Source organism: Microbulbifer regidiadema (SeqCode) (genome assembly GCF_052467605.1).
Genome location: NZ_CP174316.1, coordinates 4343629 through 4368344 on the forward strand (window position 1 = coordinate 4343629; position 24716 = coordinate 4368344).

Here is a 24716-nt window from a genome sequence, read left to right on the forward strand (position 1 = left end):
GAGGCTTATGTTGTAGGGGCGATTATATTTTCTGTACGATCAAGTAGGCATGAAGCTCTGGGGGTTGATCGTATTCAAGGTGCCTGCAAATACACCCCAGTTCAATCATAAGCTCTACCAATCTATTGGTACCCAGGGTGGCGTAGTATAACTCTGGACCCATTGCACTATTTGTATGGCAATCTTCCTTGTCGGTTCCGCCAAAAGAGAAAATTAGAATGCCGTCCTTGTTAAGGAGAGAAACTAATTTTATTAGAACTTTCTGTTGTTTTTCAATTGGGATATGCCAAATACTGTCCCAGGCACTGATAAAATCATATTTTTTTGTGGCTTTCCACTTGCATATATCTTGGTGGTAGAACTTTATATTAGGGTGTTTGTTTTTGGCAATTTTTATCATGTTTTCTGAAATGTCGACCCCTTCCGGGGTGAAGCCTTCATTTTGTAAAAGACTGATAAATCTTCCTGTGCAGCCGCAACCCACATCCAGTGCTAGCTCTCTATTCTTGCTGAAATTAAATGCTCGTTTATGTTGGATAATGCCGTTTTCTCTGTTGAACTCTTTGTGTTCCCATAGGTGAGTGATTGTGTCATACGCTTCCCCTGTCTGCTTAGTATCCATTAAGATTTACTTTTTAGGGTCTGAATTTAACTTTGAAGTGTATCACTCTTTAGGCTGCTGCAATTCAGTGTTGAATACGGGTCTTTATTTTGGTATTGCCTGATCCAGAAATCCTGAATCAACGCCAAACCAAAAACTGCCATCCCTATCGTTAAAATACATATATCTTATGCTGCCCCCGCTTGGTACAGGGGTCCTACTTGTAAATTTTTCTGTCTCTATATTAAATGCCAAGATGGTGTTTGGTATGGTGCCTGTGTCGGCGATCCAGAGTTGCTTGCTATTGTCCAGTGCTGTTCCGTAGGGGCGGGGACTTTCGCCTGGTAGCTTCCACTCCTTAAATACTTTCTCCGTTGGGGTGTAGCGGCCCAGGTAGCCTTGGGGGTAGTCTAGGTACCAAATATTACCGCTTGGATCTATTTCCAGCCTGCGGGGGCGGGCATCTGGGCGGGGCAGGCTAATCTCGCGAATGGCCATCGTTTCCGGGTCTACCCGGGCCAGTTTATTGGTTCCAAATAAGGCTACCCAGGGGTACCCTTGAGGATCAATTTTTATCCCGTAGGGGCGTGCATTGGCCGTTGGCGGTGTGGCAGCTTGCACTTTGCCGCTATCCACATTTAAGAGACCTATGCGGTTGCTGTGCTGGGCGGTGAACCAGATATTGCCATTTTGATTAAAGATTAGGGTGTGGGGGTCCTCGATCCCCTCGGGCATTGGATACCGCTTGACGGCTCCAGTTTTGGGGTTGAGGCGACCGATATAAGCGTTGCGATTGCCGGCATACCAGACAACATTATTGGCATCGACAATCAGGTTGTGTGGGTAAGTGCCTTCAGGTATATCATATCGCTTAAATTTTTCTGAGATCGGTATAAATTGGCCGATATAGTTACCTGCTTGGCCACAAAACCAAACGTCCCCTTTACTATCTACATGCGGGTCCCTGGGAAGTCCCTGCCAGGGTACTCTCCATTCGTTGAGGTTAAGTTGATCGGGAAGGTGATCCTCCTGTGCAGTTGCGTTTGCCAATAAGGGGTGCCAGGAAATAAAGAGCAGGGCGAAAGTGAGATAGTAAAGGCGCCTGGTATCGATATGCATTTCTCTCCTTAGCTTTCATGTTATTGGGTGTCAGGGCTTGTGGTAGGTAAAGCATAGGTCAAGTTGGGAAGGTGTCGACTGGATTTACTATCGCTGTAGTCCAAAGCAGGCGTACCATCTTTTCAGTGCCGTATCACTTGGCGAGGCTACTGAAGACGCTGAGGGCTCTTGGGGCCAACTTTATCGGTCTCTGATGCTTTGCCCTGGGCGGGGCGTTCTTATAGTTTAGTCGGTTTAAATTTTGGTTTTGACGGTTAACCGCTCCCTTGGGATATCAATAGCGCGCCTATTTTGTGACGCTTAATTGTGGAAGCCGGTGCGTGTTGTTGATTATTACTTTGACAGTCCCTATCGGTTATCCTGCTATATTCCAGACCTGAATCTTTTTAGGTTATTGTTTTCACAGTTTTACAGTTATGTAATAAGGGCGTATATTGCGATCTCCTTTTGCGGGGGTTCACTCATGCTACAACGTCTTCGCCGGCCTGAAGTGCTTCTATTAATTTTAGCTGCTTCGATACCGATTTCGTTCTCTGTTTGGAACACATTGCTCAATAACTTTGTTATTGAAAAAGCCGCATTTACTGGGGCGGATATTGGTCTGTTGCAGAGTGTGCGGGAAATCCCCGGATTTTTAGCCTTTCTGGTAGTCTTTGTACTATTGCTGATTAGGGAGCAGCGCCTGGCGGTACTCTCTCTGGTAGTGACAGGGCTTGGGGTGATGCTAACAGGGTTTTACCCATCACTTACCGGACTATTGCTCACAACTTTATTGATGTCTGTGGGATTTCACTTTTATGAGACCTTGCAGACCTCACTGGCTCTTCAATGGTTTCCCAAGCAAACTTCCGCGATTTGGATGGGGCGTATGGCGGCGGCCGGCTCCTTTGCTGCACTGCTGGCGTATGCTTTAGTGTGGGGGCTGATGAATGTTGCAGGGCTCGATTATTCGTGGGTTTATCTAATCGGCGGTGGTGTAACAGTTGTTATTGCTTTGGGCGCCTGGGTTGTCTTTCCGCAGTTTCCCCAGTCTCACAGTCAGCATAAAAAGCTGATCCTGCGTAAACGCTACTGGCTCTACTATGCACTGACTATGATGAGTGGGGCACGCAGGCAGATCTTTATAGTATTTGCCAGCTTCCTGATGGTGGAAAAGTTTGGCTATAGCGTGGGGGAGATAGCTGCACTCTATACGGTGAACCATCTTCTTAATTTATATGTTGCACCTAAAGTTGGCCAACTTATTGTTCGATTTGGTGAGCGTCGTATTCTCACGTTGGAATATATTGGGTTAATACTGGTTTTTTCCGGCTATGCTTTGGCGGAGAGCGCTGCCATTGCGGCGGCACTTTACATTATTGACCACTTGTTTTTCTCTATGGCTATTGCGCTCAAAACGTATTTCCAGAAAATTGTTGATGAGCGGGATATCGCCGCTTCTGCCGGGGTGAGTTTTACTATTAATCATATTGCCGCAGTTGTTATTCCCGTACTGTTTGGTCTGCTCTGGCTGAGCTCTCCAGCCATGGTATTTTTTGCTGGGGCATTAATGGCTTTAATTTCACTGGGGTTGGCTCAGCTGGTTCCGAAGCGGCCAGGGCCGGGTAATGAAGCTCGCTTGACGCCGAGGCTTGCCGCTACTTAGCGGCCCTCTGGGGTACGATAAGAATTTCAATTTATAGCTGAGGTTTGTGATGCGCATATTTTTCCTGCTAATAATTTTTGCTCTTTCCTCCAGTGCTGCCGCCAAGCCGGAAATGGTTGATGTTGGTGAGTACCGCATTGAATACGAGATGATGGGTTCCGGTGATGTCACCTTATTCCTTGAGGCAGGAGGCTCGGCGGGAATGGATGATTGGGAGCCGATCTATGCGGAGTTGGCAAAATATGCGCGGGTAATACGCTACTCCCGAGTTGGCAATGGTAACTCTACGTCAATAAAAAGACATTTTAGCTCTGAGGATTACGCGCAGGGAGCGAGCGCTTTATTAGATGTGTTGGGGATTGAGGGTAGGGTTACCTATATCGCGCACTCCTACGGTGCTCATGTCGCGCGTACCTTTGCGGCACAATATCCCAATAAAGTGGCTGCACTGATGCTAATTGAACCATCTTCGGAGCACGATGTAGATATTATACGGGCTCTGGATTTGAAACTGGCGAATGAGCAAATTGCCGAGGTATAGCTGGACGACTTGAAAAACGGCATGTCAAATCAATATCTGGATTTCTGGTCTAAACGCCCTCTGCCGGATTACCCGCAAATTCCAGATATCCCTGTCACTGTGATAGCTTCGATTAAGAAGTATGAGAACCCCTCTCTTCTTTTCTTTGTTGACGAGGCGCGCGAGATATGGGGGGAGTTGCATACAAATTGGGCGAACAAATTCCCTCAAGGGAGGATTGTTTTGACCGATAAAAGTTATCACTTCCCGCAAAATGATGAACCCGAGAGAGTTGTCCAAGAGATATTAGCTCTTAACGCAAGAACTTATCAGGGGGCTCGTGAAAGGCGCTAGCCAAACCCTATTGGGCCATAAGCTTGGCGTTGCGCAGTACACCACGGGTGCATAGAAACAGTTGAAATAGTACCTTTGTTCTATTATCCTTTGCCGCAACTTGACGAGACAATTTGCTAAAACGCCTTTGTTTCAGTTGCTGCCAAGCAACTTGAGCGCTTATGTAAATTTGTCCGGAGGCGCTTTCGCTTCCGCAATGTATAAGAAACCCGGAGCGAAGACCCCGGGTTTTTTTATGGCCAGGTGGCAGAGAGGAAATGCGACGGTCTGCAACACCGTTTTTCACCGGTTCGAATCCGGTCCTGGCCTCCACTTTTTTTGCCTAGGTGCTGTGTGGTTAGCCTTCAACAACTCCGCGCTGCGCATAGTTTCAATTCCCCTTTGTGTACTGCTTTTATGCCGCGTCCCCGGTGGGCGGCTGGTGGTATTTCGTTCGAATTTTCTTCCGCTATAGTGCTCTGAAGCCCTTTTCTTTTCTTGCGAACTTGCGGTGCTTCAGTGTGGCCCGATGGGGTGTGTCGATAGCTGCGATGCAGGTAGCCAGGTTCTGGGCAATACAGCGGCAGCGTCGATTTTTGTGGTGTTCGCGCCGTCCCACAGCCAGCCTTCCCTGGTCGTTTAAACGTTCACTCCTTATAGCGATAGCAATTTTCCGATGCGCAGCGGAGATGCATCGGTGAACTGCCTGTTGAAGCTGGTTGAATTGTGTTCAATTGTAGGTTTTTAGGGGGACTGAGAGGGGCGCAGGTGGTGACTCTACTTGGTTTGATGGTCTCAAGTAGTGTGATTTTTATCAAATAAATTTGTCTTTAGGCTAGTTGCGGTGGACTTTGTTTGCCTGTTGGGCTTCTTCCCTGTTTAATGCGGGCTTTGGTTTCCGGTGACTGCCGGGAGGCATTCGTCATCGTAGATGCGTAAAAAAGTGGTACGTTAGGGTATCTCTGAAAATTTAGTAACTATAAAAGTAGCTAGGAGTTGTACTTATGGCACAGATCAAAGCTTTAGATAAAAAGGCACATGCCAACCTGAAACTCACCCAGGACATTACGTTTGACCATGTAAGCGGCAATCACATCCTGCCGCTGGTGGTTCAGGAAATCGTACAGGCGGCTCAGAGCTACCCGATCCTGTTCGTTAAAGACCAGAATACCGAGCAGTTTAAAGTGGTGGCGCTCACCGGCCTGCGCCCCGGCGAAAACCTGTTCTCCGGCGCTGACGGCTGGAACGGCAGCTATATTCCTTTGCAGGTTCGCACCTATCCCTTCGTCCTGGTTAAGAACCCAGACAATACGGATCAGGCGGTGCTGTGCATTGATGAGGATTCCAAAATGTTGGGTGACTCTGAGGGCGAGGCACTGTTCGATGATAAGGGCGAGCAAACTGACTTCCTGAAGAATCGCGCCCAGGCGGTGGTTGAAACTGCTCAGCGTGTTGCGGTAACAGATTCCTTTATCGAGTTCCTGGTATCCAAGGACTTGCTGACCCAGAAGAAGTTGACCCTGCGGGTGAACGAAGACGACAAGCCTTACGATCTGACCGGTTTCTTTGTGATCGATGAGGAGAAACTGAACAAGCTGTCCGATGAGGACTTCCTGGAGCTGCGCAAGCGCGGCGCTCTGCCGGCTATCTACGCCTCCATGATGTCGTCCATGCAGGTTCAAAACCTGATTCGCAAGAAGCGCCTGAACTAATCGCGTTTCGCCCGATAGTTGCAGCTGTCGGGCAATCCCTCCCTGCGGGCAATAGCCAGCGGGGAGGCGGCCTGTAAAATCTTGTCTTGATCCCATCTTACACTCGTACCACTATTAGCCTCCTCTGACGCTTAAGCTCACAAATAACAAGATGAAAAACGTGGTGCGACTCTCCCTCCGCTATTGGTTCGCCTGGCTGGCTCTGTTTTACGCTGTGTGGCTGTTTCTGATCTCGCAGGGGGATAACCTGGCCCTGGCGCTTGAGCACGGCTCTATGGCCCTGGCGATGGCGCTCGGCAGCTATGCGGCGGGATCTACGCCCATGGGGGGAGGTACCGTTGGCTTTCCCGTACTGGTGCTGCTATTTGATATGCCGGCGAGCCTCGGCCGGGATTTTAGTTTTGCGGTGCAGTCGATAGGGATGGTGAGCGCCAGCCTGTTTATTCTCTGTCGGCGCCAGCAGTTGGCTTGGTCGATGTTGCGAGGGGCACTGCTGGGTTCCCTGCTGGCCACTCCCGCCGGCATCCTGCTGTTTGCCCCGCTAATCCCCGAGCTCTGGGTAAAGCTTTCCTTTGCCGTCCTGTGGGGCAGCTTTGGGATATTCCATTTGTACCGACTCAGTGAAATTACCGACTGCGAGCACGGCGGTGATCCCCAGTGTCCGACAGATTTTCGCGTCGGCCTGCTGCTGGGAGCTTTTGCCGGCTTTTGTGTGGTGGCGGTGACCGGTGTGGGTGTAGATATGATGGTGTATGCGGCGCTGGTGTTGCTGAGTCGCGTCGATCTCAAGGTGGCAATCCCCACCTCGGTGGTCATTATGGCGTTTTGCTCGGTGCTCGGGGTGCTGGTGAAGTCGCTGGCCGGGGATTGGCAGCCGGGGGTGTTTGGGAACTGGTTGGCGGCGGCACCGGTAGTGGCCCTGGGAGCGCCTCTGGGCGTCTTTGCGGTCAGCCTGCTGGGTCGCAAGCCGACACTGCTTATAGTGGCCTTTCTGTGCGTTGTGCAGCTTCTGTGGACCTGTGTGTCAGAGAGGGAGGCCCTGAGGGGCTATGGCGGCCCACTGGTGCTGCTGGCACTGCTGCTCTGCCTGGCGGGATTTGAGTGGCTGCGAGCCCTGGGGTTGCGCAGGGAGCGAGGGCGCAGCCTTGCGACTTCCGATCTAAAAGCGGATGGCGTTGAGGTTGTTGCGAATAGCGGGGTGGCGCTGCCGAAGTAATTGGCCAATAGTGGCGTTCGCTAGAGGTTTTCTGGCGGGTGCTGTGCAGATAAACGATTTGGCTTTTGATTGCTGCCCTGAATCGGGCCGGCTGAATAATTCGGGAAGATGGCTGGGGCGGAAGGATTCGAACCTTCGCATGACGGGATCAAAACCCGCTGCCTTACCGCTTGGCTACGCCCCAGTTTCAAGGTTCACAAAGAATAGTCTCTGTGATTTGAAATGGTAGCAAGGGGGAGACTCGAACTCCCGACCTCAGCATTATGAGTGCTGCGCTCTAACCGGCTGAGCTACCTTGCCATTTCTTTTGTTGTCTCGGCTGTCCCGAGGGCGCGCATTATTAAACGATGGGCCGGGGGTGTCAACACTTTTTTTGTATTCTTTTCAGATAGTTAGCGTTTTTTATCATCTGGTGTCTAAAGGGGCTCAGAACGGCGCCGGGAGCGGATTGCGGCGAGGGCGGAACCGAGCACAACGGCGCCGGCACCAGTCCAGCTGATCCAGTTGAGCGGCTCCACTGCAATATAGTCGGGCCAGATGCGGCTGATCAGGGTGCTGAACAAAAGGGTGACCACTGGCACCAGAGACAGGGTCGCGCTGACGCTGGATGCCTCCCAGTGCGCCAGCGCCTTGCTGAAGCTGCCGTAAGCGATCAGCGTGTTGGCGGTGAGAAATGCCAGGAGAAGCCATTCGAGCCAGCCGAGGTGGGAAACCTTCAGTGGTTCAGCCATCGGCAGGAAGCACAGGGTGCCGGCGATATAGATTACTACCAGCAGGTCTTGAGGTGTGGCGTGGCTCAATATTTTCTTTTGGAAAAAGCCGTATACCGCCCAGGCGGCGGCAGCGACAAGGATATAGCCGAGTCCCAGTAGGTAGTCGCCGCCGGCACCGCTGGTCAGTTCATCCAGGCGCTGGTTAAAGAATAGCAATAGGCCCGTGACTACCAGTGCTACGCCGCCCCAGCGTCGCGGGGAGAAGCGCTCCCCTAGCCACAGCACGCTGGAGATCAGCAGGAGCAGCGGGGCCAATTGGATAACAACCTGGGCGGCGCCGGGGGTGATGTATTTGAGTCCGCTGGCGTAGGTGAGGTAGTTCACCAGAAGGCCGATAACGGCGAGGGCGGTAAAAGGCAGCAGATCGCGACTGAATAGCGGCCTGAGCTGTAACTTGCGTGCCTGGCCGTAGTAGAGGCCCGCCAGCAGTGCCGCACCGGCAAAGCGATACCAGGTGGCGGTGCCGGGGCTGATATACTCGAGCAGCCCTTTGAAGGCGATGGGCAGGGCGGCCCACATAAATACGGTAATCAGCGTCAGGGGCAGGCCGACTTTCCAGTTAGATTGAGCCATGGTGTTTACACTGGTGGGCATGCCTCCCCGGGGTGGGGAGGCAAAAAAGGCGAGGCGCTTAGACGTTGAAGCGGAAGTGAATTACGTCGCCGTCGGCAACAATATAGTCCTTGCCTTCCAGGCGCCATTTGCCGGCGTCTTTGGCGCCGGCTTCACCGTTATTGTCGATGTAATCGCTGTAGCTGATCACTTCGGCGCGGATAAAGCCTTTCTCAAAGTCGGTGTGAATCTTGCCTGCGGCGTTGGGAGCGGTGGCACCCAGGGGGATGGTCCAGGCGCGCACTTCCTTCACGCCAGCGGTGAAGTAGGTGTGTAGGCCCAGCAGCTGGTAGCCGGCGCGGATCACGCGGTTCAGGCCCGGCTCTTCCATACCCAGCTCTTCCAGGAACTCCTGCTTTTCCTCGTCGTCCAGCTCGGCAATTTCCGCTTCGAGCTTGTTGCAGATAGGTACCAGTACTGCGTTCTCTTCAGCGGCGATGGCAGCTACAGCATCCAGATGCGGATTGTTCTCGAAGCCATCTTCGTCCACGTTGGCGATATACATGGTGGGCTTGATAGTGAGCAGGCTCAGCTCGCGCAGGTCTGCCAGCTCGTCTTCTGAAAGCTCGAAAGAGCGCAGCGGCTTGGCTTCATCCAGGTGTGGCTGGATTTTTTCCAGCAGCGCTTTCATCTTGATCGCGTGCTTGTCCTGTCCCTTGGCGGCGCGGGTAAAGCGCTGTAGGGCCTTTTCCACGGTGTCCAGGTCGGCCAGGGCCAGCTCGGTGTTGATCACCTCGATATCCGCTACCGGGTGTACCTGGTTGGCGACGTGGATAACGTTGTCGTCTTCGAAGCAGCGCACAACGTGGGCGATAGCGTCGGTCTCGCGGATATTGGCGAGAAACTTGTTACCCAGGCCTTCACCTTTGGAGGCGCCCGCAACCAGACCGGCGATATCGGTAAATTCCATGGTGGTGGGAATGACCTTTTCCGGCTTGACGATCTCAGCCAGCTTGTCGATGCGGGGGTCTGGTACCGGCACCACACCGGCATTGGGCTCGATGGTGCAGAAGGGGAAGTTTTCCGCATCGATGCCCGCTTTGGTCAATGCGTTGAATAGGGTGGATTTGCCCACATTAGGCAGGCCGACAATACCGCAAGTAAAACCCATGGTGATATTTTTCCGTTTGCCCGAGGCGCACAGCGCGCACTCTGCTTATTGCGTTTGAAGTCCGGTAGTGGTTGTGCTGGCGGGATTTTGGGTGGGCGGGGTGTCTCGGCCACCAAAGGGTCCGGGCCAGCCGGGAGAATACCGGCAATTTAGCGCAGCACACTATCGAGATCTCCGCGACAAAAGGCAAGCCGGGTGGGATCTACTTATTGGTGTGCAGCGTTTTCATGGCTGCGCCCCAGTCGCCAGAGGCGGCGGTGGGCAGTACGTCGATCGCGCGATCGATGGCGTCAGCCAGTGTTTCCTGTTCCGCCCTGGGGGCTCGCTGGAGTACAAACCGGGCCACTTCGCTCGAACTGCCGGGGTGGCCGATGCCGAGTCGCAGGCGCATAAAGTTTCGGTTGTTGCCCAGTGCGGCGATGATATCCCGCAGGCCGTTGTGTCCGCCGTGACCGCCGCCGGCTTTCAGGCGCGCGATACCGGGGGTCAGGTCCAGCTCATCGTGAGCGACCAGAATGGCTTCCGGGGGAATCTTGAAGAAGTTCGCCAGTGGGCCGACAGATTGGCCACTGCGATTCATATAGGTGGTGGGAATCAGCAGCCGGATATCCTGGCTGCCGACCCGCACACGGCCACTGAGGCCGTGATACTTGCTGTCGAGGCTGAGCTGGGCGCCGTGTTGGCGGGCCAGCTCGACAACAAAGTCGGCACCGGCGTTGTGTCGCGTCCGATCGTATTCCGCCCCGGGGTTTCCCAGGCCGACAATTAACTGAATCGGGGTATCCGGTGCCGCAGCCAAAGCGATTACTCTTCGCCAGCTTCGGCTTCAGCTTCTACAGCGCCACGAGGCTTGTGGATAGAAGCTACAACCAGGTTGTGGTCTTCGCCGTGGCTCAGGTCCACAGACTCAACACCTTCTGGCAGTTTCAGGTCGGAGATGTGCAGTATGCCGTCCATTTCCAGGTCAGCCAGGTCCACTTCGATGAACTCGGGCAGCTTGCCGGCAGGAGCGTTAACTTCCAGCTCGGTCAGGGTGTGGGAAACGATACCGCCAGCCTTAACACCTTTGCTGCTGTCTTCGTTCAGGAAGTGCAGGGGTACTTTAACGTGTACTTTGGTGTTGGCAGATACGCGCTGGAAGTCGATGTGCAGCAGCAGGGCCTTGGCCGGGTGACGCTGCAGGTCGCGCAGGATAACTTTCTCTTCTTTACCGTCTACGTCAACAGTCAGCATGGAGGAGAAGAAAGCTTCGTTTTCCAGAGCTTTGGTCAGGTCTTTGTGCAGCAGGGAGATAGAAGCAGGCTCTGCTTCACCGCCGTAGATGATGCCGGGTACACGGCCTTCCAGGCGACGCAGGCGGCGGCTCGCACCTTTCCCTTCATCGCTGCGGGCAATGGCGTTCAATTTAATATCAGACATGGGATAAACCTCGGGTTGTCTGTCCAGAGTGACCTGCGACCGGAGCGCTCTGGCATGGATGTTAAATGGGCACTGGGCCCAAAAGTAATTGCCCGGCGGTGCCGGGCGGGCGCGTATTCTACGGGAATCAGCGCTAAAGGCAAAGTGCCCCGGCGTGCGGGGCGCAGGGATACCTGGCTCGACCAGCTCCTAGCGGAACATGGCGGACAGGGATTCCTCATTGCTGATACGGCGCATGGATTCGGCCAGCATGGCAGACAGGGTCAGCTGGCGAATTTTCGGTGCCTTCTCCATTTTGTCACCCAGGGGGATGGAGTCGGTAACCACCAGCTCATCCAGAACGGAGTTGTTCAGGTTGGTGATGGCGTTGCCGGACAGTACCGGGTGGGTACAGTAGGCGACAACTTTCTCGGCGCCGTGCTCTTTCAGGGCGTTGGCGGCGTTACACAGGGTGCCGGCGGTGTCGACCATATCGTCTACCAGCAGGCAGGTGCGACCGCTGACTTCACCGATAATGTTCATCACTTCGGCAACGTTGGCGGCCGGGCGGCGCTTGTCGATGATGGCCAGGTCGCAGTCGAGGCTCTTGGCCACGGCGCGGGCGCGTACAACACCACCGATGTCTGGGGATACCACCACCAGGTTCTGGTACTTCTGGCGCTCGATATCGTCGAGCAGGACAGAGGAGCCGTAAACGTTATCCACGGGAACGTCGAAGAAGCCCTGGATCTGTTCGGCGTGCAGGTCGACGGTCAGTACGCGGTCGATGCCCACACTCACCATCATATCGGCTACCACTTTTGCGGAGATCGGCACGCGCTGGGATCTTACGCGGCGATCCTGGCGGGCGTAGCCAAAGTAGGGAACTACTGCGGTCACGCGGCCGGCGGAGGCGCGGCGCAGGGCGTCTACCAGCAGGATCAGCTCCATCAGGTTGCGGTTGGTGGGTTGGCAGGTGGATTGCACCACGAAAACGTCGCGGCCGCGCACGTTATCGGTAATTTCTACTGCAATCTCGCCGTCGGAGAAGCGCTTAACCGTGGCTTCACCCAGGGGGATCGCCATATGGTCGACAACCTTCTGCGCCAGTTCCGGGTTTGCGTTGCCGGTAAAGACCATTAAGTCAGCCACTGCGAGTTCCTTTAATTCTGTCTTGAAGTGAATTGAAGTGTAGATGTCTGCATATTTGCTAGCAGACAGAGTTTTTGCGGCAACACTTTTGTGTTGGGCGGCGCACTGCTGCGCGGATAAAAACAGGGTTTTGGCCACGGTTTTTTCCTTCGCTCAACGGGTTGCTCTGGGTGCGTGCTCGCACAACCATCGGGCGCTTGCGCTCAAGTCGGCCTTCAGGATTCGGTAAAAATTGGGGGGTGGCTTGCTGAAGCCCTGTGCGAATGGCCTGGGCCGGTTGGATCAGTGTAGACTGAATCATGTCGGAACCGGTTTTTTGAATGTGCCATTGCATATAAAGAAAGTGGCTGGGGCGGAAGGATTCGAACCTTCGCATGACGGGATCAAAACCCGCTGCCTTACCGCTTGGCTACGCCCCAGTAATGTTTCCTCAGTAGGTTGAGGAGATTTTCGCTAGCGCTCGGTGTGTCGGTGAGACCAAGACACCTGTCGCTGTAAAACCCTGCCACGCTTTTGGCAGTTTGGCCTGTGCCGCAAGGGCTGCCTCTGCCGTGGGGAATGCTGCAAAAATGCAACCCCCGGTGCCGGTGAGTTGTGCCGGAGCAAATTGCTCGAGCCACTCTCTGGCATCGCGTATTTCAGGGTAGAGCTTTTCAACTAGTTGCTGACAGTCGTTACCGGAAAGTTGTTCCAGTTTTTCGCTGTCGAGTTGCATCTCGTTGGCCTGCTCCTCGCGAAGGGCCGCTAATGTAATTGCGACTGAATCTCTTGTCAAACCTGAATTGCAAAAAATTTTCGCGGTGCTCACTTCGCAACCAGTTGAGACCACTAAATAGTGGCGTTGCTCGGTGGCCACTGGGGTTAATTTTTCGCCAACCCCCTCGGCCCAAGCGGTGTGCCCGCGCACAAAAACCGGGACATCGGCACCCAGCTGCCGCCCGAGTTCTGCCAGTGCAGCGATGGATAATTGGCACTGCCACAAATGGTTGAGCCCGAGCAGCGCCGTTGCCGCATCACTGCTGCCGCCACCGATGCCGCCGCCGTGTGGCAATTTTTTTATCAGGCGAATATGCGCACCGAGTGAATGTTGTCGCGCAGGCTCCGCGTGCTGGCGCAATAGCTGCGCAGCGCGAAATACCAGGTTGTCTTTTTCCGCCACATCCAGTGTGCCGGCATCCACGCTGATTATCCCGTCGCTGCGCTCACTGAATTCCAGTGAATCGCCGTAATCGAGAAGCTGGAATAAAGTTTGTAACTCGTGATAGCCGTCTGGGCGACGGCCGAGAATACGCAGAATCAGGTTGAGTTTTGCAGGGGCGGGCAGGGTTAGCAGCATGGGGCACAGTGGATCGGTAAATTACAGGCTCGCCATCATACCCGTATGCTGCGCTTTCGGCATTTATAACCCCCAGTCTTTAATCACCAGGGTGACAGATACCGGGCCTGCGGGGCTGTTGGTTTGCGCTTTTATCCGGGTGGGCAGGACAAAGGTGCCCTCCTTGCGGTAGTCGCTAAAACTGAGCGCCCAGCCGGATTGCTGCAGGCTTTGCAGCTGGCCCTCGGCATTGCGTTTTTCACCACTTTTGGCGCCGGGGGCGGGCAGGCCCCGCACCCAGTAAAACATTTCCCGGGCGGGTAGGGGCCAGCCCAGTGCTTCTTGGGTCAACTGCGCGGGGTTGCGCGCATAAACCGGTGCTTCACTGCCGCGCACCAAACTGACGCCACCGGCGGAGCCGGTAATTACCGTGGTGCCGGCACCGAGAGGGCCGCTTAAGTGCAGGCGAAAATTCTCAGCGCCGCCCTGGAGCCAGGCCAGGTTGGCACTGCCGTTTTCTTTGGGGGAGCGCACGCCCAGTTTGCCTTTGAGATTCCACTGGGTAAATTCCACTACCGTTTTTGGTGTTGGCTTTTCACTGCGCTCGTTTGGCTGGGGTTCCGGCTGAGGTTTTTGTCCACTACAGGCAGAAACTATTATTGCCAGGCAGGCCAGCAGGAATAAATAGAATTTTCGCGCGGTTATTTGGTCAGTGATCTGATGCATGTTGTTCCAGTGACTCTTTGATTTGTAGGCGCTGCATGGCGGCCGGAATAAGCTTGCTGTGGGGATTGAGCAGAAGGCCTCGTCTCCATATTCTCAGTGCCGCTTCCCTGTCTCCCTGAACCCAAAGTACTTCGCCGAGGTGTGCGGCAATTTCGTGATCGGGATGTTTATCCATCGCCTGCCGCAGGTACTTTTCCGCAGCGGCGTAATTACCCAGACGGTACTCTATCCACCCCATGCTGTCGATAATTGCCGGGTCTTCCGGTTCGAGTTCCAGGGCGCGGCTGATCAATCGATAGGCTTCCGCGTGGCGCGATTTGTCATCAATCAGTTTATAGCCGAGAGCGTTGAGGGCCGTGGCGTTATTGGGGTCCCTTTCCAGCAGGATTCTCAGGTCCTCTTCGAATTGTTGTGTATTGCCGAGCTCGTCGTGCAGCAGCGCGCGGGTGTAGATCAAGCGACCGTTGCCGCTGTTAATTTTTAACGCTTCTTCTATTCGCTGCAACGCCGCGTCGGCCTCACCGCTTTTGCGCAGTAATTCGACCTCCATCAGATAAAAATGTTCTTCTTGGCTGGGGTGCTTTTTCCTCAGTGTGGCAAACCACTCCCGGTTGCTGTTGTGCCGCCCCAGGCTCGCCAGCAACTCTGTCCCCCGGGTAATGGCCTCCACGTAATCGCTGCCGGGGCCCACTTGGCGGAAATGTTTCACTGCGCTGGAAAAGTCTCCAGATTTTTCTGCGATGCCACCCAGGTAAAAATGTGCAGCGGATTCGTGCTGTTGTAGCTCGATCAGTTGGGTAAAGAGCATTTTGGCTTCGTCGGCCTGATCGGTTTCATATTGAATCAGGGCCAGCGAAAAAATCAGGTTGCCATCCTCGGGGCTCTGTCGCACCAGCTCGGCAAACTGCTGGCGAGCCAGGGCCAGGTCCTCGCGAATAAGCAGACGGGCATACTGAAGGCGCAGCGGGCTCTCGGAGGGGTGAATACCGACAAGTCGTTCGAGCAGGGCAATGGCTTCCTGGCGCCGGCCCAGATCAACCAGCAGGTGGCTCTCCAGCAGCGGGGCATCCAATTGGTTCGGGTGCCGCTCCTGCACGCGGTGTACCAGGGAGAGGGCGCGGGTAAATTTTTGCTCGGTGCGCAGCACCATGGCGTAGGCGAGTACGGCCTCGTCATTGAGGGGGTAGTCCTCGGCCAGTCGGGCAAACTCCCGCTTGGCCTGCGCGGTCAGCTGTTCGTGGCCAATGGCCGTGGCGGCGAGGGATTGCATGGGCGGATCGCCGCCCAGTTGCAGGGTCTTGGCGGCGTGAATTAGGGCTCGGTGTAAGTTGCCTGCCAGGGCCAGCTCGACGGTGAGGGCCAGTTGTGCATCGGCACTTTGCGGTTCCAGCTCCACCCACAACTGGGCGGAGTCCAAAGCGGCCTGGCGGGCGTTTAAGAAGCGGGCGATACGCGTTGCGCGGGCGGCAACCCCGGCATCTTTAGTGATCTCCGCCTGGCGGTAGTAGTTGGCCAGTGCGATATCGTAGTGCTCGCGGATGCCGGCAACTTCGGCGACCAAGAGCGTGTAGAAGGTATCGATAGGAAAGCTTTTGACCTCCGCTGCGGCTGGCTGCGGGGCTGTCTTTTCTTTCAGACTCTGCGGTTCCTGCGTTGTTGTCGCCGGCTCTTCGGTGGGGGCCGCTGAGGTCTGGCTCTGCGTGCAGGCGGTCAGCGCCAGGGACAAAAACACGGCGGCGAGCTTGAGCAGGTGGTTGTCAATATGGGTGGGGCGTTGTAGTGCGCGAGGAGGGAGCATAGATCGTGTCCATACGTTGTCGCTAAAGACTGGCAATTGGCGTGTTTTAAGCGATTATCGCCATATAATTCTAGTCGTGAATCGGGGTTAGAACGGTCGTGGGCTGGGGCTCTTGCCAAATCGGCGGGCAATTTTACTGGCTCATGTGCTTGCAAGGGAGGCGACAGCCTATGAAAATGCGCTCCCAGTGCGGTTTCCGCCTTTTAAGATTTAATGCTAACGGAAGTCTATGCCAATTCTTACCCTGGGTATCAACCACGACAGCGCGTCGGTCGAAGTGCGCGAGCGGGTGGCCTTTGCCCCCGAGGTGATGCCCGGCGCACTGGGAGATGCGCGAAAAGCACTGGGGTGCCGCGAGCTGGCCATCCTGTCTACCTGCAATCGTACCGAAATATATGGAAACCTGGATGCGGAAGCCCTATTGCAGTGGCTGTCTGAATACCACCAGGTGCCCCTGGAGCAGCTCAGGAGCTGTGCCTATGTGCACAGCGGCGAGGAGGCGATTCGCCATATGATGCGCGTCGCCTGTGGTCTCGACTCCCTGGTATTGGGCGAGCCGCAAATCCTCGGCCAGATCAAATCCGCCTATGCCGTGGCGCGGGAATCCGGCAGCGTTGGCAGCGAGCTGCACCGGGTTTTCCAGCGGGTGTTTACCGTCGCCAAGAAGGTGCGCACGGAAACGGCGATTGGCGAAAACCCGGTCTCAGTCGCCTATGCCGCTGTCTCTTTGGCCTCGCGTATTTTTACCGACCTGAAAAAGCAGACCGCACTGCTGATCGGTGCGGGAGAGACCGTGGAGCTGGTTGCCCGCCATCTGCTCGATCAGGGCATCAAGCAGGTTATCGTTGCCAACCGCACCCTGAGCCGGGCCCAGCTGCTCGCCGAGAGTTTCGGGGCCGAGGCAATCCTGCTGGCGGATATTCCGGAGCACCTGGCACGCGCGGATATCGTTATCAGTTCCACCGCCAGTCAGCTGCCGATCCTGGGTAAAGGCGCGGTTGAATCGGCGCTGCGCAAGCGCCGTCACAGACCCATGTTTATGGTGGATATCGCAGTCCCCCGGGATATCGAGTCAGAAGTTGGCGAGCTGGATGATGTCTATCTGTATACGGTGGACGATCTGCGCGGGGTGATTGACGAGGGCAAGCGCTCCCGCGAGAAAGCGGCGGAGGCGGCTCAGGAAATTGTCGATGCGGCTGCGGCAGAGTTTACCAAGGAGAGCCGCTCCCTGGAGGCTGTGGACAGTATTCGCAGCTACCGGCAGCGGGCCCTGGAAGTGAGTGCTTCCGAACTTGAGCGGGTGCTGTTGCAGCTGGACAAAGGCGAGGACCCCCGTCGACTGATGGAGCAGCTCGCCCGCTCCCTCACCAATAAACTAATTCATGCGCCCACCGTCAGTCTGAAAAAAGCCACGGCGGAGGGGGATATTGAGCGTTTGCGTATCGCTCGCGAGGTCGTTGGGTTGGATGATCTCACCGATATCGATTTAGAGAAAAAGCATCAATGAAAGAATCGTTACTGAATAAATTGGAAACCCTGCTTGAGCGTCACGAGGAAGTGTCTGCGCTGCTGGGCGATGCCGAGGTCATTGCCGATCAGGATCAATTCCGCGATCTGTCCCGGGAGTATTCTGAGCTGGAAGAAGTGGTGAAATGCTACGGCGCCTACAAGCAGTTGCAGGAAGATATGCTCGCGGCTCGGGAGATGCTGGGGGAGGACGACCCGGAAATGCGCGAAATGGCTCAGGAGGAGCTGCGCGAGGCCGAAGGCCAGGTGGAACCGCTGGAGCGCGAGTTGCAGACTCTGCTGCTGCCCCGGGACCCCAACGATAGAAAAAATGTCTTCCTGGAAATTCGCGCGGGCACCGGTGGTGATGAAGCGGCTATTTTCTCCGGTGACCTGTTCCGCATGTACTCCCGCTACGCGGAGAAGCAGGGATGGCGCATAGAGATTGTCAGTGAAAATTTCGGCGAGCACGGTGGCTACAAGGAAGTTATCACCCGCGTAGCCGGTGAAGATGTCTACGCAAAATTAAAATTCGAGTCCGGTGCGCACCGGGTGCAGCGAGTGCCGGAAACAGAATCCCAGGGGCGCATCCACACTTCGGCTTGTACGGTGGCGGTAATGCCGGAGCCGGATGAGCGCGACGCGATTGAAATTAATAAAGCGGATTTGCGTGTGGATACCTACCGCGCTTCCGGTGCCGGTGGTCAGCACGTTAACAAAACCGATTCCGCTGTGCGTCTAACCCATATTCCCACCGGGATTGTGGTGGAGTGTCAGGACGAGCGCTCCCAGCACAAGAACAAAGCCAAGGCGATGGCACTGTTGCAAGCCAAGCTCAATACTGCGCAGGAGACAGCGGCGGCCCAGGAAATTTCCGATGCCCGCCGCAGTCTGGTGGGCAGCGGCGATCGCTCGGAGCGCATCCGCACTTATAACTACCCCCAGGGCCGCGTTACCGATCACCGTATCGGCCTCACCCTCTATAAACTCGACGAGATTATGCAGGGGGCTCTGGAGGAGGTGATCGGGCCATTGCGCACGGAGTACCAGGCCGACCAGCTGGCGGCTTTGGCCCAATAATTCCCGATTTTTTACGCCGCCTCGAGCGGCGTTTTTATAGGTTTTTCTCCATGACCAGCGTCAAGGAAAATATTGCGCGCTGCGCCCAGTTAACTGATAGCGATAGCGCGCGCCTGGATGCAGAACTTCTGCTCGGCAGTGTGCTGGGGCGCGAGCGCACCTGGCTCTATACCTGGCCGGAATACGAATTAAATGAAGCTGAGCAGGCGCGCTTTGAGCAGTTGCTCCAGCGCCGACAGGCGGGGGAGCCGGTGGCGCATCTTATCGGCGAGCGCGAATTTTGGTCCCTGCCGCTGAAGGTGGATGCCTCCACCCTGATCCCCCGCCCGGACACTGAATTACTGGTAGAGACCGCCCTGGAGTTTTTCCCCCAGGGCAGGTTGCGGGCGCTGGATTTGGGCACGGGCACGGGGGCGATTGCCCTGGCTCTGGCATCGGAGCGACCGGGCTGGGAAATTATTGCAGCGGAAAAATCCCCCGCTGCGGTCGGCTTGGCAGAGGAGAACCGGCGTTCGCTCAAGCTGCACAATGTAGAAATTATCCAGAGTGATTGGTTTTCCAATGTGGCGCCACAGCCGTTTTCCCTGATCGTCAGCAATCCCCCCTATATCGATGCCGCTGACCCGCACTTGGTACAGGGCGATGTACGCTTTGAGCCGCGCTCTGCGCTGGTGGCGGAGCGGCAGGGCCTGGCAGATATTGAGCATATCGCTGCAACAGCGAGTGATTATCTCGAAAACGGCGGCTGGCTAATGGTGGAGCACGGCTGGCAACAGGCCGATAGCGTGCGGGAAATTTTTTCTGCGGTGGGATTGCAGCGGGTTTCAAGCCGCAGGGATTACGCCGGTTGGGAGCGAATTACTCTGGGACAAAAATAGTGGGGCGCGCAAGTTGGCCGCTGAATGCGCAGCGGGTGGCCGGCTCGCGGGTGTAGCGCAGCGCTTGCCATCAGTCGGGGCAAGCGCCTTGCGATTGACCGCTGAAGGGTTACTCCTCACCTTCCGTCGGCGACTGCTGTTTCTCTGGTGTGGCCGGCACTTTACTCTCCGATTTTTCAGCGACCGACTCTTCCGCGACCACTTCCTGGGGTGGGCTGATTTGCTCCTGGGGCGCCTGGAGGCCGATATGGTAGGCGGCAAATCCCGGCTGTACGACTTGGTTCAATGCCATGCCGAGAATGCGGCCGTTGTGCTCGGAGCGAATTTCCGTGCGCACATTGGTAATTGGGTTGGTCACCGTTCCCAGCAGGTCCCCCTCGCGCACAAACTCCCCCAGCTGCACCTCACTGAAGATAACCCCGCCGGTGGAAGTCCGCTGCCAGGTGGAGGTGTAGTAAACCGGCTCGGGATCGCCCCAGAGGCGGAATTTGCTCACCATGTCCAATTGATTGAGCAGTGTGCGGATGCCTTTCACACTGTGGCTTACCGAGAGTTCATCGAGCACCATCGGCGCCCCGGCCTCCAGGGTGACGGTGGGGATGCCGGCCTCTACGGCGGCGCGGCGCAGGGTGCCCTTGGCTCCGGCGCTGTGCAGTACCACTGTGGAGCCAAAGCCCTGGGTCATTTTCACCACTTTGGGGTTGGTCAAATCGCCGCGCAACTGTGGCAAGTTGGTGCGATAAAAAGAACCCGTGTGCAAATCCACCACGGCGTTACAGTGGCTGATCACCTCGTGGAAAAATGAATGGGCAATTCGCGAGGCTGAGGAGCCGTCCGGATCGCCGGGGAAGTGCCGGTTCAGGTCGCGCCGGTCGGTCAGGTAGCGGGAGCTGCGGTGAAAGCCCTGCAAGTTGACGATAGGTACACCGATTACCGCACCGCTTAAGTGCTCGGCATCCAGGTCGTACATAACCCGCCGCACTGTCTCCACACCGTTCAATTCATCGCCATGCACCGCTGCGGTCAGGCAGAGTACCGGCCCCGGTTTGGCGCCATTAACCACCAGTACCGCTGTGGGACTATAGACCCCTTCGAAGTGTTGGCTGGGGGACCAGGCCAGGCGCGTGGAGGTTGCCGGGGGGACTTCAGAGCCCAGCAGGCGCAGGGGCTTGGCAGCTTCTCCCGGCTCCAGGGAAATCGTGCCGGGCTCCGGCAGCTCAGTGTCGCTCGCCGCAGTTTGCTCTGCGGTTTGGTTATCTGCGGCTGTTTCTGCCGTGGGCTGGGGCTCCAGTTCGTGTATCGGTTGATCCAGTTGCAGGTTTTCCGCCTTTGGCAGAGAGGTCTCTTCGCTGTTATCGCCTGCAGGTTCGGAATCTGCCGCTGTGGTATCGGCCTCGCTGGGTGGTCCCAGTTCGGTAATAACCGGCTGATCCAGTTGTAAATTGGCGGCCTGGGGTATCTCTTCGGCTTGTGTTCCGCTGCTGTCACTGGCACTTAGGGTCTGGGGGGAGGACAGCAGAAGGGCCAGGCTTAACAGCTGGCGGGCCATTCTGGGGGTTAGGCACGAGGTCATTCGGCACTCCGGTCAACTTCATATATCTGGGGGTGCCGGAGAGCCTTAGGTCCGGCACTGATTGGGACTTTGGAGCGCCAGTATAGTCAATACGTTCCCGAGGGATGTGATATGCGCCAAATTACGCGTGTCCGTAGGTTTGTTCGACCGCTCTGCGACTGGTTCGCCAGAAGCGAATTCCCAGGAGAATGGCAGCCGTTCCCAAGCCAATACAGATCCCGACCCAGTAGCCGTAGACACCCCAGAAGAGCTCGCCGAGCCAATAGGCACTAACAAGCCCCACCAGCCAGTAGGAGAAGAGTTGCATCATCATCGGGGCCCTGGTGTCTTTGTAGCCGCGCAGGGCGCCCCAGGTCATTGCCTGGCCGGCATCCACCAACTGGAATGCGGCGCAGAACAAAAGCAGGTTGGCGGCTACCGCAATAATTTCCTCGTTGCTGGTATAGGCCTTAACAAACAGGATGCGCAGACTGATCAGAAGCACGCCGGTACCCAGTGCATAGATCAGTCCCGCGCTGATACCTACATTGCCGCAGAAGCGTGCCCGCTTTGGCCGCCCCTGTCCGAGCAGTTGCGCAATGCGGATACTCAGGGCCTGGGCCAGGGCCAGAGCTACCAGGTAAAAAATTGAGCCCACATTCATACTGATTTGATGTGCAGAGACAATTTCCTTGCCGTAGGAGGCCAGTAGAAAGGTGAGGCTGGCAAAGAAAGTCACCTCGCTGGTAGCCCCGATGCAGATGGGCAGGCCGATCGCGAACAGGTGGCGCAGTGTTGGGCCATGGGGGCGCGGCGGCAGTAGTTTCAACTTGAGGGTGCGGTAAGCGGGGTCGGTATTGGCGTGCCAGTAAAGAGCAATAGCGATCAGGCAGCAGACGGCAGCGGTGGCCCAGCCGCAGCCCACGCCCCCCATTGCCGGTATGGGGCCGGCGCCAAACACCAGGATAATATCCAGGGGAATATTCAAGATGGCAGCGGCCATATAGATACGCATAACTGGGCGTACCTGTCCCATGCCCTCACAATAGCCGCGCAAGGCGGTGCCCACAGCAAAGGGCAGGGTGCCAACCGTCAGCGCCAGTACATAGCCCTCCAGCACCTGGCGCACCGGTTCTTCTATGTCTATCCAGTGGCTCCAAATGGGGACAGTGAGCAGGGTAGATATAACCAGGATGCCGCCAATCAGTGCGATCCACATCCCTTGCTGCAATTGCCTGGCGCAACCCTCTTCGTCGCGGCCTCCCCGCAGGTGTGCCACGACAGGGGAGATAGCGGCGAGCAGGCCAATCAACGTCACTGCGCAAACCGCCCAAATGCTGGCTCCTAAAGCGAGTCCGGCAAGGCTCACATCACTGGCGCGTCCAGCTACCAGAGTATCGACAACCCCCATACTTACGACGGCCAGGTTGCTGATCACCAGGGGGCCTCCCAAGGTGGTCAGGTGGGATAACTCGGTGGAAATGGCACGTTTATACAGTTTGAACAAATTAAAGCCAAATTACAGGTGTTATGTATGTGATTGTGCTGCATCAGCCGGGGCCGCTGGAGGTTTGTGTGGTTGTTGCGCCACGGGTTGGCCCGATCCGATCACCTTCGGTTTGTTGGGGTGACCGCAAAACGGTCAGTCACTTCAGGTGGAGGGGCATTCTAAGACTAAAGCCCACTGGCGCCCAGTGTTTATAGCGGAATTTTTTATGACTTGGCGGCTCTGGGGTAAAAGCGGATGGGGTTGAGAGGCTGGCCGGTGAGTCGTGAAGCGGGGTTGGGGCAGGCATAACCTGGCGCTATGGGGCGGGCGAAATTGGAAAGATCGCCGGGCATTGAGGTTGTGTAAGATGGTGTCATTGTTGCCACTTCGACTACTTCGGTCGTATTAAAGAAAGATAATGAAAATATGGTCATTGAGGTATCTCTTCTCGGCACCCTGCTGATCGCAATGCTGATCCTGATCGTCGGCTACTACCTGTCGCACGCTATCCCATTTTTGAACCGCAACAGTATTCCCGAACCGGTGGTGGGCGGGCTGATCTTTTCACTGCTCGCGGCCCTCGGTTACACGCTGTTTGATATTTCTTTCTCTTTTGATATGAGCCTGAAAAACCCGCTGATGGTGATGTTCTTTACCACCGTTGGTCTGGCGGCAAGTGTCAAACTATTGATTAAGGGCGGCCCCAAAGTCGTGCTGTTTCTGGCTGTGGCCACAGTGATGCTGATAGTGCAGAACCTTATTGGGGTGTTGATGGTCAAGTCGGCGGATATGCATCCGCTGTTTGGTCTGGTGATGGGCTCGGTCACCCTGTCGGGCGGCCATGGCAATGGCGCTACCTATGCGGATTTATTCAGCAATATCTACAACCTACAGGGGGTGCTGGAAATCGCCATGGCAACGGCGACCTTTGGGCTGGTGCTGGGTGGTTTGATCGGCGGACCGGTAACCGAGCGGCTTATTCGCAAGCACAACCTTAAGCCCAGTCAAGGCAAAGACCATAGCGATAATATGGTGACCTACGATGTTGACGACAAAGATACGGTCACTCCACGGCGAATGATGGAGACCCTGTTTTTACTCGTCGGGTGCATGTTGGCCGGGAGTGGCTTGCACGGTTTGCTGGTAGCGGCCGGACTGGTTATTCCGGCTTTTCTAATACCGCTGCTACTGGCGGTGCTGGTTACCAATTTGCTGGATTTTAGCGGTCGCTATCGGGTCAGCACTGCCTGTGTTGATCTGTGGGGCACTATGTCGCTGTCGATTTTTCTAGCGATGGCGATGATGTCTTTGCGGGTGTGGGAGCTGTTTAGCCTGGCTGGGCCTATGTTGCTGATTATCGGTGTTCAGGTGATTGCGGTGATGATGTTTTGCTATTTTGTGACATTTCGGGTGATGGGCAAAACCTATGATGCCGCCATCATTGCCGGGGGACACTGTGGTTTTGCGATGGGGGCAACTCCCACCGCTGTTGCCAATATGGAGGCTCTGGTGTCGCGCCACGGGCCATCGCCACAGGCCTTTTTGGTCGTGCCGTTGGTGGGAGCATTTTTTATCGATATTACCAACGCCCTGGTTATTCAGCTCTTTATGGGCTTGTCGTGGATGTTTTAGAGGGGTTGCGAGTGATTTGTCTTTTGAAAAAACGCTGTAGCGCACGGATATTTATCCTGTTGTTGCCAGTGCTACTGTCCGGCTGCTCCAGAGGGCCGGCTCTGTCAGAGTTGCAGCACAATTTGCAGGTACAGCTCGACAGCGCCTTTGGCGATGGCCTGTGGCAGGTGCAGCACTTTAAGCGTTACGGCACCCAGCCGTGGATGGGCAATACTGCCGGCGAGCGCGATCAATGGGTGGTTTATTATCACGCGGAATTGCGCTTGCGCCGCGAGTGGCGTTTTGCGGCTTGGAATGGCCAGGGGCGCAGCCCCCTGCACCAGTTGTTAAACGCGGCGGAGAGGGGAATTGAGGGGCTGGAGGCCAGTGGCAACCGGCCGGGGGATAGTATTTCGGTGCACGGTTTTGCGCTCTATCGGCAGGGTGACAACGGTTGGTCTGCGGTTCCGGCGGACCCGGCAGTGGCCCTGAGCGCTGCTCCAGTACCGGCAGCTGACTAACGCCTGGACGGCGCCCCTTCGCGGGTTACATTATGCGGGAGCTATTGT

23 protein-coding genes and 4 tRNA genes are annotated in these 24716 nt (G+C 55.9%); 11 read left to right on the forward strand and 16 right to left on the reverse strand.

What is annotated here, in order from left to right:
- Positions 1 to 22: 22 nt before the first annotated feature.
- Both ACJJIF_RS19615 and ACJJIF_RS19620 read right to left on the reverse strand, forming a co-directional pair.
- A complete protein-coding gene (locus tag ACJJIF_RS19615) occupies positions 23 to 622 on the reverse strand; it encodes a class I SAM-dependent DNA methyltransferase (RefSeq protein ID WP_444929958.1) in 600 nt (199 codons plus the stop codon).
- Positions 623 to 706: 84 nt separating this feature from the next.
- Positions 707 to 1720, reverse strand: a complete 1014-nt coding sequence (locus ACJJIF_RS19620) for a Vgb family protein (RefSeq protein ID WP_444929959.1) — start codon at positions 1718 to 1720, stop codon at positions 707 to 709.
- A gap of 463 nt (positions 1721 to 2183) precedes the next feature.
- On the opposite strand from ACJJIF_RS19620, the gene ACJJIF_RS19625 reads away from it, so the two are divergent.
- The 6 genes from ACJJIF_RS19625 (at position 2184) to ACJJIF_RS19650 (ending at position 7146) form a co-directional block, all read left to right on the forward strand.
- Complete coding sequence (locus tag ACJJIF_RS19625; protein ID WP_444929960.1) at positions 2184 to 3365, forward strand: MFS transporter; 1182 nt, start codon at positions 2184 to 2186, stop codon at positions 3363 to 3365.
- 49 nt (positions 3366 to 3414) lie between these two features.
- Positions 3415 to 3906: an alpha/beta fold hydrolase gene (locus ACJJIF_RS19630; protein ID WP_444932385.1), complete on the forward strand. Its 492-nt coding sequence runs from the start codon at positions 3415 to 3417 to the stop codon at positions 3904 to 3906.
- A 9-nt stretch (positions 3907 to 3915) separates the two neighbouring features.
- The gene (locus ACJJIF_RS19635; RefSeq protein ID WP_444929961.1) at positions 3916 to 4239 is read left to right on the forward strand and encodes an alpha/beta fold hydrolase family protein; all 324 of its coding nucleotides are present in this window, start codon (positions 3916 to 3918) and stop codon (positions 4237 to 4239) included.
- A gap of 237 nt (positions 4240 to 4476) precedes the next feature.
- Positions 4477 to 4551, forward strand: a tRNA-Cys gene (locus tag ACJJIF_RS19640).
- 671 nt (positions 4552 to 5222) lie between these two features.
- Positions 5223 to 5930: a SapC family protein gene (locus tag ACJJIF_RS19645; protein WP_444929962.1), complete on the forward strand. Its 708-nt coding sequence runs from the start codon at positions 5223 to 5225 to the stop codon at positions 5928 to 5930.
- 151 nt (positions 5931 to 6081) lie between these two features.
- On the forward strand, positions 6082 to 7146 hold the full coding sequence (locus ACJJIF_RS19650; protein WP_444929963.1) for a sulfite exporter TauE/SafE family protein: 1065 nt from the start codon (positions 6082 to 6084) through the stop codon (positions 7144 to 7146).
- Between the two features lie 109 nt (positions 7147 to 7255).
- Here the strand turns inward: ACJJIF_RS19650 and ACJJIF_RS19655 are convergent.
- The 11 genes from ACJJIF_RS19655 to ACJJIF_RS19705 all read right to left on the reverse strand — a co-directional run bounded on the left by ACJJIF_RS19655 (position 7256) and on the right by ACJJIF_RS19705 (position 16031).
- Positions 7256 to 7330 (reverse strand) — tRNA-Gln (locus ACJJIF_RS19655).
- Between the two features lie 39 nt (positions 7331 to 7369).
- Positions 7370 to 7446: transfer RNA gene (locus ACJJIF_RS19660), tRNA-Met, on the reverse strand.
- 116 nt (positions 7447 to 7562) lie between these two features.
- On the reverse strand, positions 7563 to 8513 hold the full coding sequence (locus tag ACJJIF_RS19665) for a DMT family transporter (RefSeq protein ID WP_444929964.1): 951 nt from the start codon (positions 8511 to 8513) through the stop codon (positions 7563 to 7565).
- A gap of 37 nt (positions 8514 to 8550) precedes the next feature.
- A complete protein-coding gene (gene ychF, locus ACJJIF_RS19670; protein ID WP_413663075.1) occupies positions 8551 to 9642 on the reverse strand; it encodes a redox-regulated ATPase YchF in 1092 nt (363 codons plus the stop codon).
- A 202-nt stretch (positions 9643 to 9844) separates the two neighbouring features.
- Positions 9845 to 10441, reverse strand: a complete 597-nt coding sequence (pth, locus tag ACJJIF_RS19675; RefSeq protein ID WP_444929965.1) for an aminoacyl-tRNA hydrolase — start codon at positions 10439 to 10441, stop codon at positions 9845 to 9847.
- A gap of 5 nt (positions 10442 to 10446) precedes the next feature.
- Positions 10447 to 11061, reverse strand: a complete 615-nt coding sequence (locus ACJJIF_RS19680; RefSeq protein WP_444929966.1) for a 50S ribosomal protein L25/general stress protein Ctc — start codon at positions 11059 to 11061, stop codon at positions 10447 to 10449.
- Between the two features lie 189 nt (positions 11062 to 11250).
- A complete protein-coding gene (locus tag ACJJIF_RS19685; protein ID WP_108735320.1) occupies positions 11251 to 12180 on the reverse strand; it encodes a ribose-phosphate pyrophosphokinase in 930 nt (309 codons plus the stop codon).
- 356 nt (positions 12181 to 12536) lie between these two features.
- Positions 12537 to 12611: transfer RNA gene (locus ACJJIF_RS19690), tRNA-Gln, on the reverse strand.
- An 11-nt stretch (positions 12612 to 12622) separates the two neighbouring features.
- Positions 12623 to 13528, reverse strand: a complete 906-nt coding sequence (ispE, locus tag ACJJIF_RS19695) for a 4-(cytidine 5'-diphospho)-2-C-methyl-D-erythritol kinase (RefSeq protein WP_444929967.1) — start codon at positions 13526 to 13528, stop codon at positions 12623 to 12625.
- 63 nt (positions 13529 to 13591) lie between these two features.
- Complete coding sequence (gene lolB, locus ACJJIF_RS19700) at positions 13592 to 14233, reverse strand: lipoprotein insertase outer membrane protein LolB (protein WP_444929968.1); 642 nt, start codon at positions 14231 to 14233, stop codon at positions 13592 to 13594.
- Positions 14217 to 16031: a tetratricopeptide repeat protein gene (locus ACJJIF_RS19705; RefSeq protein ID WP_444929969.1), complete on the reverse strand. Its 1815-nt coding sequence runs from the start codon at positions 16029 to 16031 to the stop codon at positions 14217 to 14219. Before ACJJIF_RS19705 ends, lolB begins: the two co-directional genes overlap by 17 nt.
- 229 nt (positions 16032 to 16260) lie before the next feature.
- Between ACJJIF_RS19705 and hemA the strand changes: the two genes are divergently transcribed.
- Genes hemA through prmC form a run of 3 tightly spaced genes read left to right on the forward strand, consistent with a single transcriptional unit; the run spans position 16261 to position 19495 of the window.
- Entirely contained in the window at positions 16261 to 17538 is a 1278-nt protein-coding gene (gene hemA / locus ACJJIF_RS19710; protein WP_444929970.1) for a glutamyl-tRNA reductase, read from the forward strand.
- Positions 17535 to 18617: a peptide chain release factor 1 gene (gene prfA, locus ACJJIF_RS19715; protein WP_444929971.1), complete on the forward strand. Its 1083-nt coding sequence runs from the start codon at positions 17535 to 17537 to the stop codon at positions 18615 to 18617. The genes hemA and prfA overlap by 4 nt, the downstream gene beginning before the upstream one ends.
- A 50-nt stretch (positions 18618 to 18667) precedes the next feature.
- Positions 18668 to 19495, forward strand: a complete 828-nt coding sequence (gene prmC / locus ACJJIF_RS19720) for a peptide chain release factor N(5)-glutamine methyltransferase (protein ID WP_444929972.1) — start codon at positions 18668 to 18670, stop codon at positions 19493 to 19495.
- A gap of 109 nt (positions 19496 to 19604) precedes the next feature.
- Here the strand turns inward: prmC and ACJJIF_RS19725 are convergent, their stop codons facing one another.
- From ACJJIF_RS19725 to ACJJIF_RS19735, 3 genes are all read right to left on the reverse strand, one after another.
- Positions 19605 to 21068, reverse strand: a complete 1464-nt coding sequence (locus ACJJIF_RS19725) for a succinylglutamate desuccinylase/aspartoacylase family protein (protein ID WP_444929973.1) — start codon at positions 21066 to 21068, stop codon at positions 19605 to 19607.
- A gap of 121 nt (positions 21069 to 21189) precedes the next feature.
- Positions 21190 to 22554 carry an MATE family efflux transporter gene (locus ACJJIF_RS19730; RefSeq protein ID WP_444929974.1) on the reverse strand — a complete coding sequence of 455 codons (1365 nt, stop codon included), beginning with the start codon at positions 22552 to 22554 and terminating at the stop codon, positions 21190 to 21192.
- Positions 22555 to 22760: 206 nt separating this feature from the next.
- Entirely contained in the window at positions 22761 to 22970 is a 210-nt protein-coding gene (locus ACJJIF_RS19735) for a hypothetical protein (RefSeq protein WP_444929975.1), read from the reverse strand.
- Here ACJJIF_RS19735 and gltS point away from each other — a divergent pair.
- Together gltS and ACJJIF_RS19745 are read left to right on the forward strand one after the other, a co-directional pair.
- Positions 22963 to 24168 (forward strand): sodium/glutamate symporter, encoded by a 1206-nt coding sequence (gene gltS / locus ACJJIF_RS19740; protein WP_444929976.1) that lies wholly within the window; start codon positions 22963 to 22965, stop codon positions 24166 to 24168. The genes ACJJIF_RS19735 and gltS overlap by 8 nt on opposite strands.
- 11 nt (positions 24169 to 24179) lie before the next feature.
- The gene (locus tag ACJJIF_RS19745; protein WP_444929977.1) at positions 24180 to 24668 is read left to right on the forward strand and encodes a hypothetical protein; all 489 of its coding nucleotides are present in this window, start codon (positions 24180 to 24182) and stop codon (positions 24666 to 24668) included.
- Positions 24669 to 24716 lie beyond the last annotated feature (48 nt).

What these genes read in the sequence shown, in the direction of transcription:
- ACJJIF_RS19615 (WP_444929958.1), bottom strand. Translation starts at nt 622, where the DNA reads ATGGATACTAAGCAGACAGGGGAAGCGTATGACACAATCACTCACCTA.
- ACJJIF_RS19620 (WP_444929959.1), bottom strand. Translation starts at nt 1,720, where the DNA reads ATGCATATCGATACCAGGCGCCTTTACTATCTCACTTTCGCCCTGCTC.
- ACJJIF_RS19625 (WP_444929960.1), top strand. Translation starts at nt 2,184, where the DNA reads ATGCTACAACGTCTTCGCCGGCCTGAAGTGCTTCTATTAATTTTAGCT.
- ACJJIF_RS19630 (WP_444932385.1), top strand. Translation starts at nt 3,415, where the DNA reads ATGCGCATATTTTTCCTGCTAATAATTTTTGCTCTTTCCTCCAGTGCT.
- ACJJIF_RS19645 (WP_444929962.1), top strand. Translation starts at nt 5,223, where the DNA reads ATGGCACAGATCAAAGCTTTAGATAAAAAGGCACATGCCAACCTGAAA.
- ACJJIF_RS19650 (WP_444929963.1), top strand. Translation starts at nt 6,082, where the DNA reads ATGAAAAACGTGGTGCGACTCTCCCTCCGCTATTGGTTCGCCTGGCTG.
- ACJJIF_RS19665 (WP_444929964.1), bottom strand. Translation starts at nt 8,513, where the DNA reads ATGCCCACCAGTGTAAACACCATGGCTCAATCTAACTGGAAAGTCGGC.
- ychF (WP_413663075.1), bottom strand. Translation starts at nt 9,642, where the DNA reads ATGGGTTTTACTTGCGGTATTGTCGGCCTGCCTAATGTGGGCAAATCC.
- ACJJIF_RS19680 (WP_444929966.1), bottom strand. Translation starts at nt 11,061, where the DNA reads ATGTCTGATATTAAATTGAACGCCATTGCCCGCAGCGATGAAGGGAAA.
- ACJJIF_RS19685 (WP_108735320.1), bottom strand. Translation starts at nt 12,180, where the DNA reads ATGGTCTTTACCGGCAACGCAAACCCGGAACTGGCGCAGAAGGTTGTC.
- ispE (WP_444929967.1), bottom strand. Translation starts at nt 13,528, where the DNA reads ATGCTGCTAACCCTGCCCGCCCCTGCAAAACTCAACCTGATTCTGCGT.
- lolB (WP_444929968.1), bottom strand. Translation starts at nt 14,233, where the DNA reads ATGCATCAGATCACTGACCAAATAACCGCGCGAAAATTCTATTTATTC.
- ACJJIF_RS19705 (WP_444929969.1), bottom strand. Translation starts at nt 16,031, where the DNA reads ATGCTCCCTCCTCGCGCACTACAACGCCCCACCCATATTGACAACCAC.
- hemA (WP_444929970.1), top strand. Translation starts at nt 16,261, where the DNA reads ATGCCAATTCTTACCCTGGGTATCAACCACGACAGCGCGTCGGTCGAA.
- prfA (WP_444929971.1), top strand. Translation starts at nt 17,535, where the DNA reads ATGAAAGAATCGTTACTGAATAAATTGGAAACCCTGCTTGAGCGTCAC.
- prmC (WP_444929972.1), top strand. Translation starts at nt 18,668, where the DNA reads ATGACCAGCGTCAAGGAAAATATTGCGCGCTGCGCCCAGTTAACTGAT.
- ACJJIF_RS19725 (WP_444929973.1), bottom strand. Translation starts at nt 21,068, where the DNA reads ATGACCTCGTGCCTAACCCCCAGAATGGCCCGCCAGCTGTTAAGCCTG.
- gltS (WP_444929976.1), top strand. Translation starts at nt 22,963, where the DNA reads ATGGTCATTGAGGTATCTCTTCTCGGCACCCTGCTGATCGCAATGCTG.
- ACJJIF_RS19735 (WP_444929975.1), bottom strand. Translation starts at nt 22,970, where the DNA reads ATGACCATATTTTCATTATCTTTCTTTAATACGACCGAAGTAGTCGAA.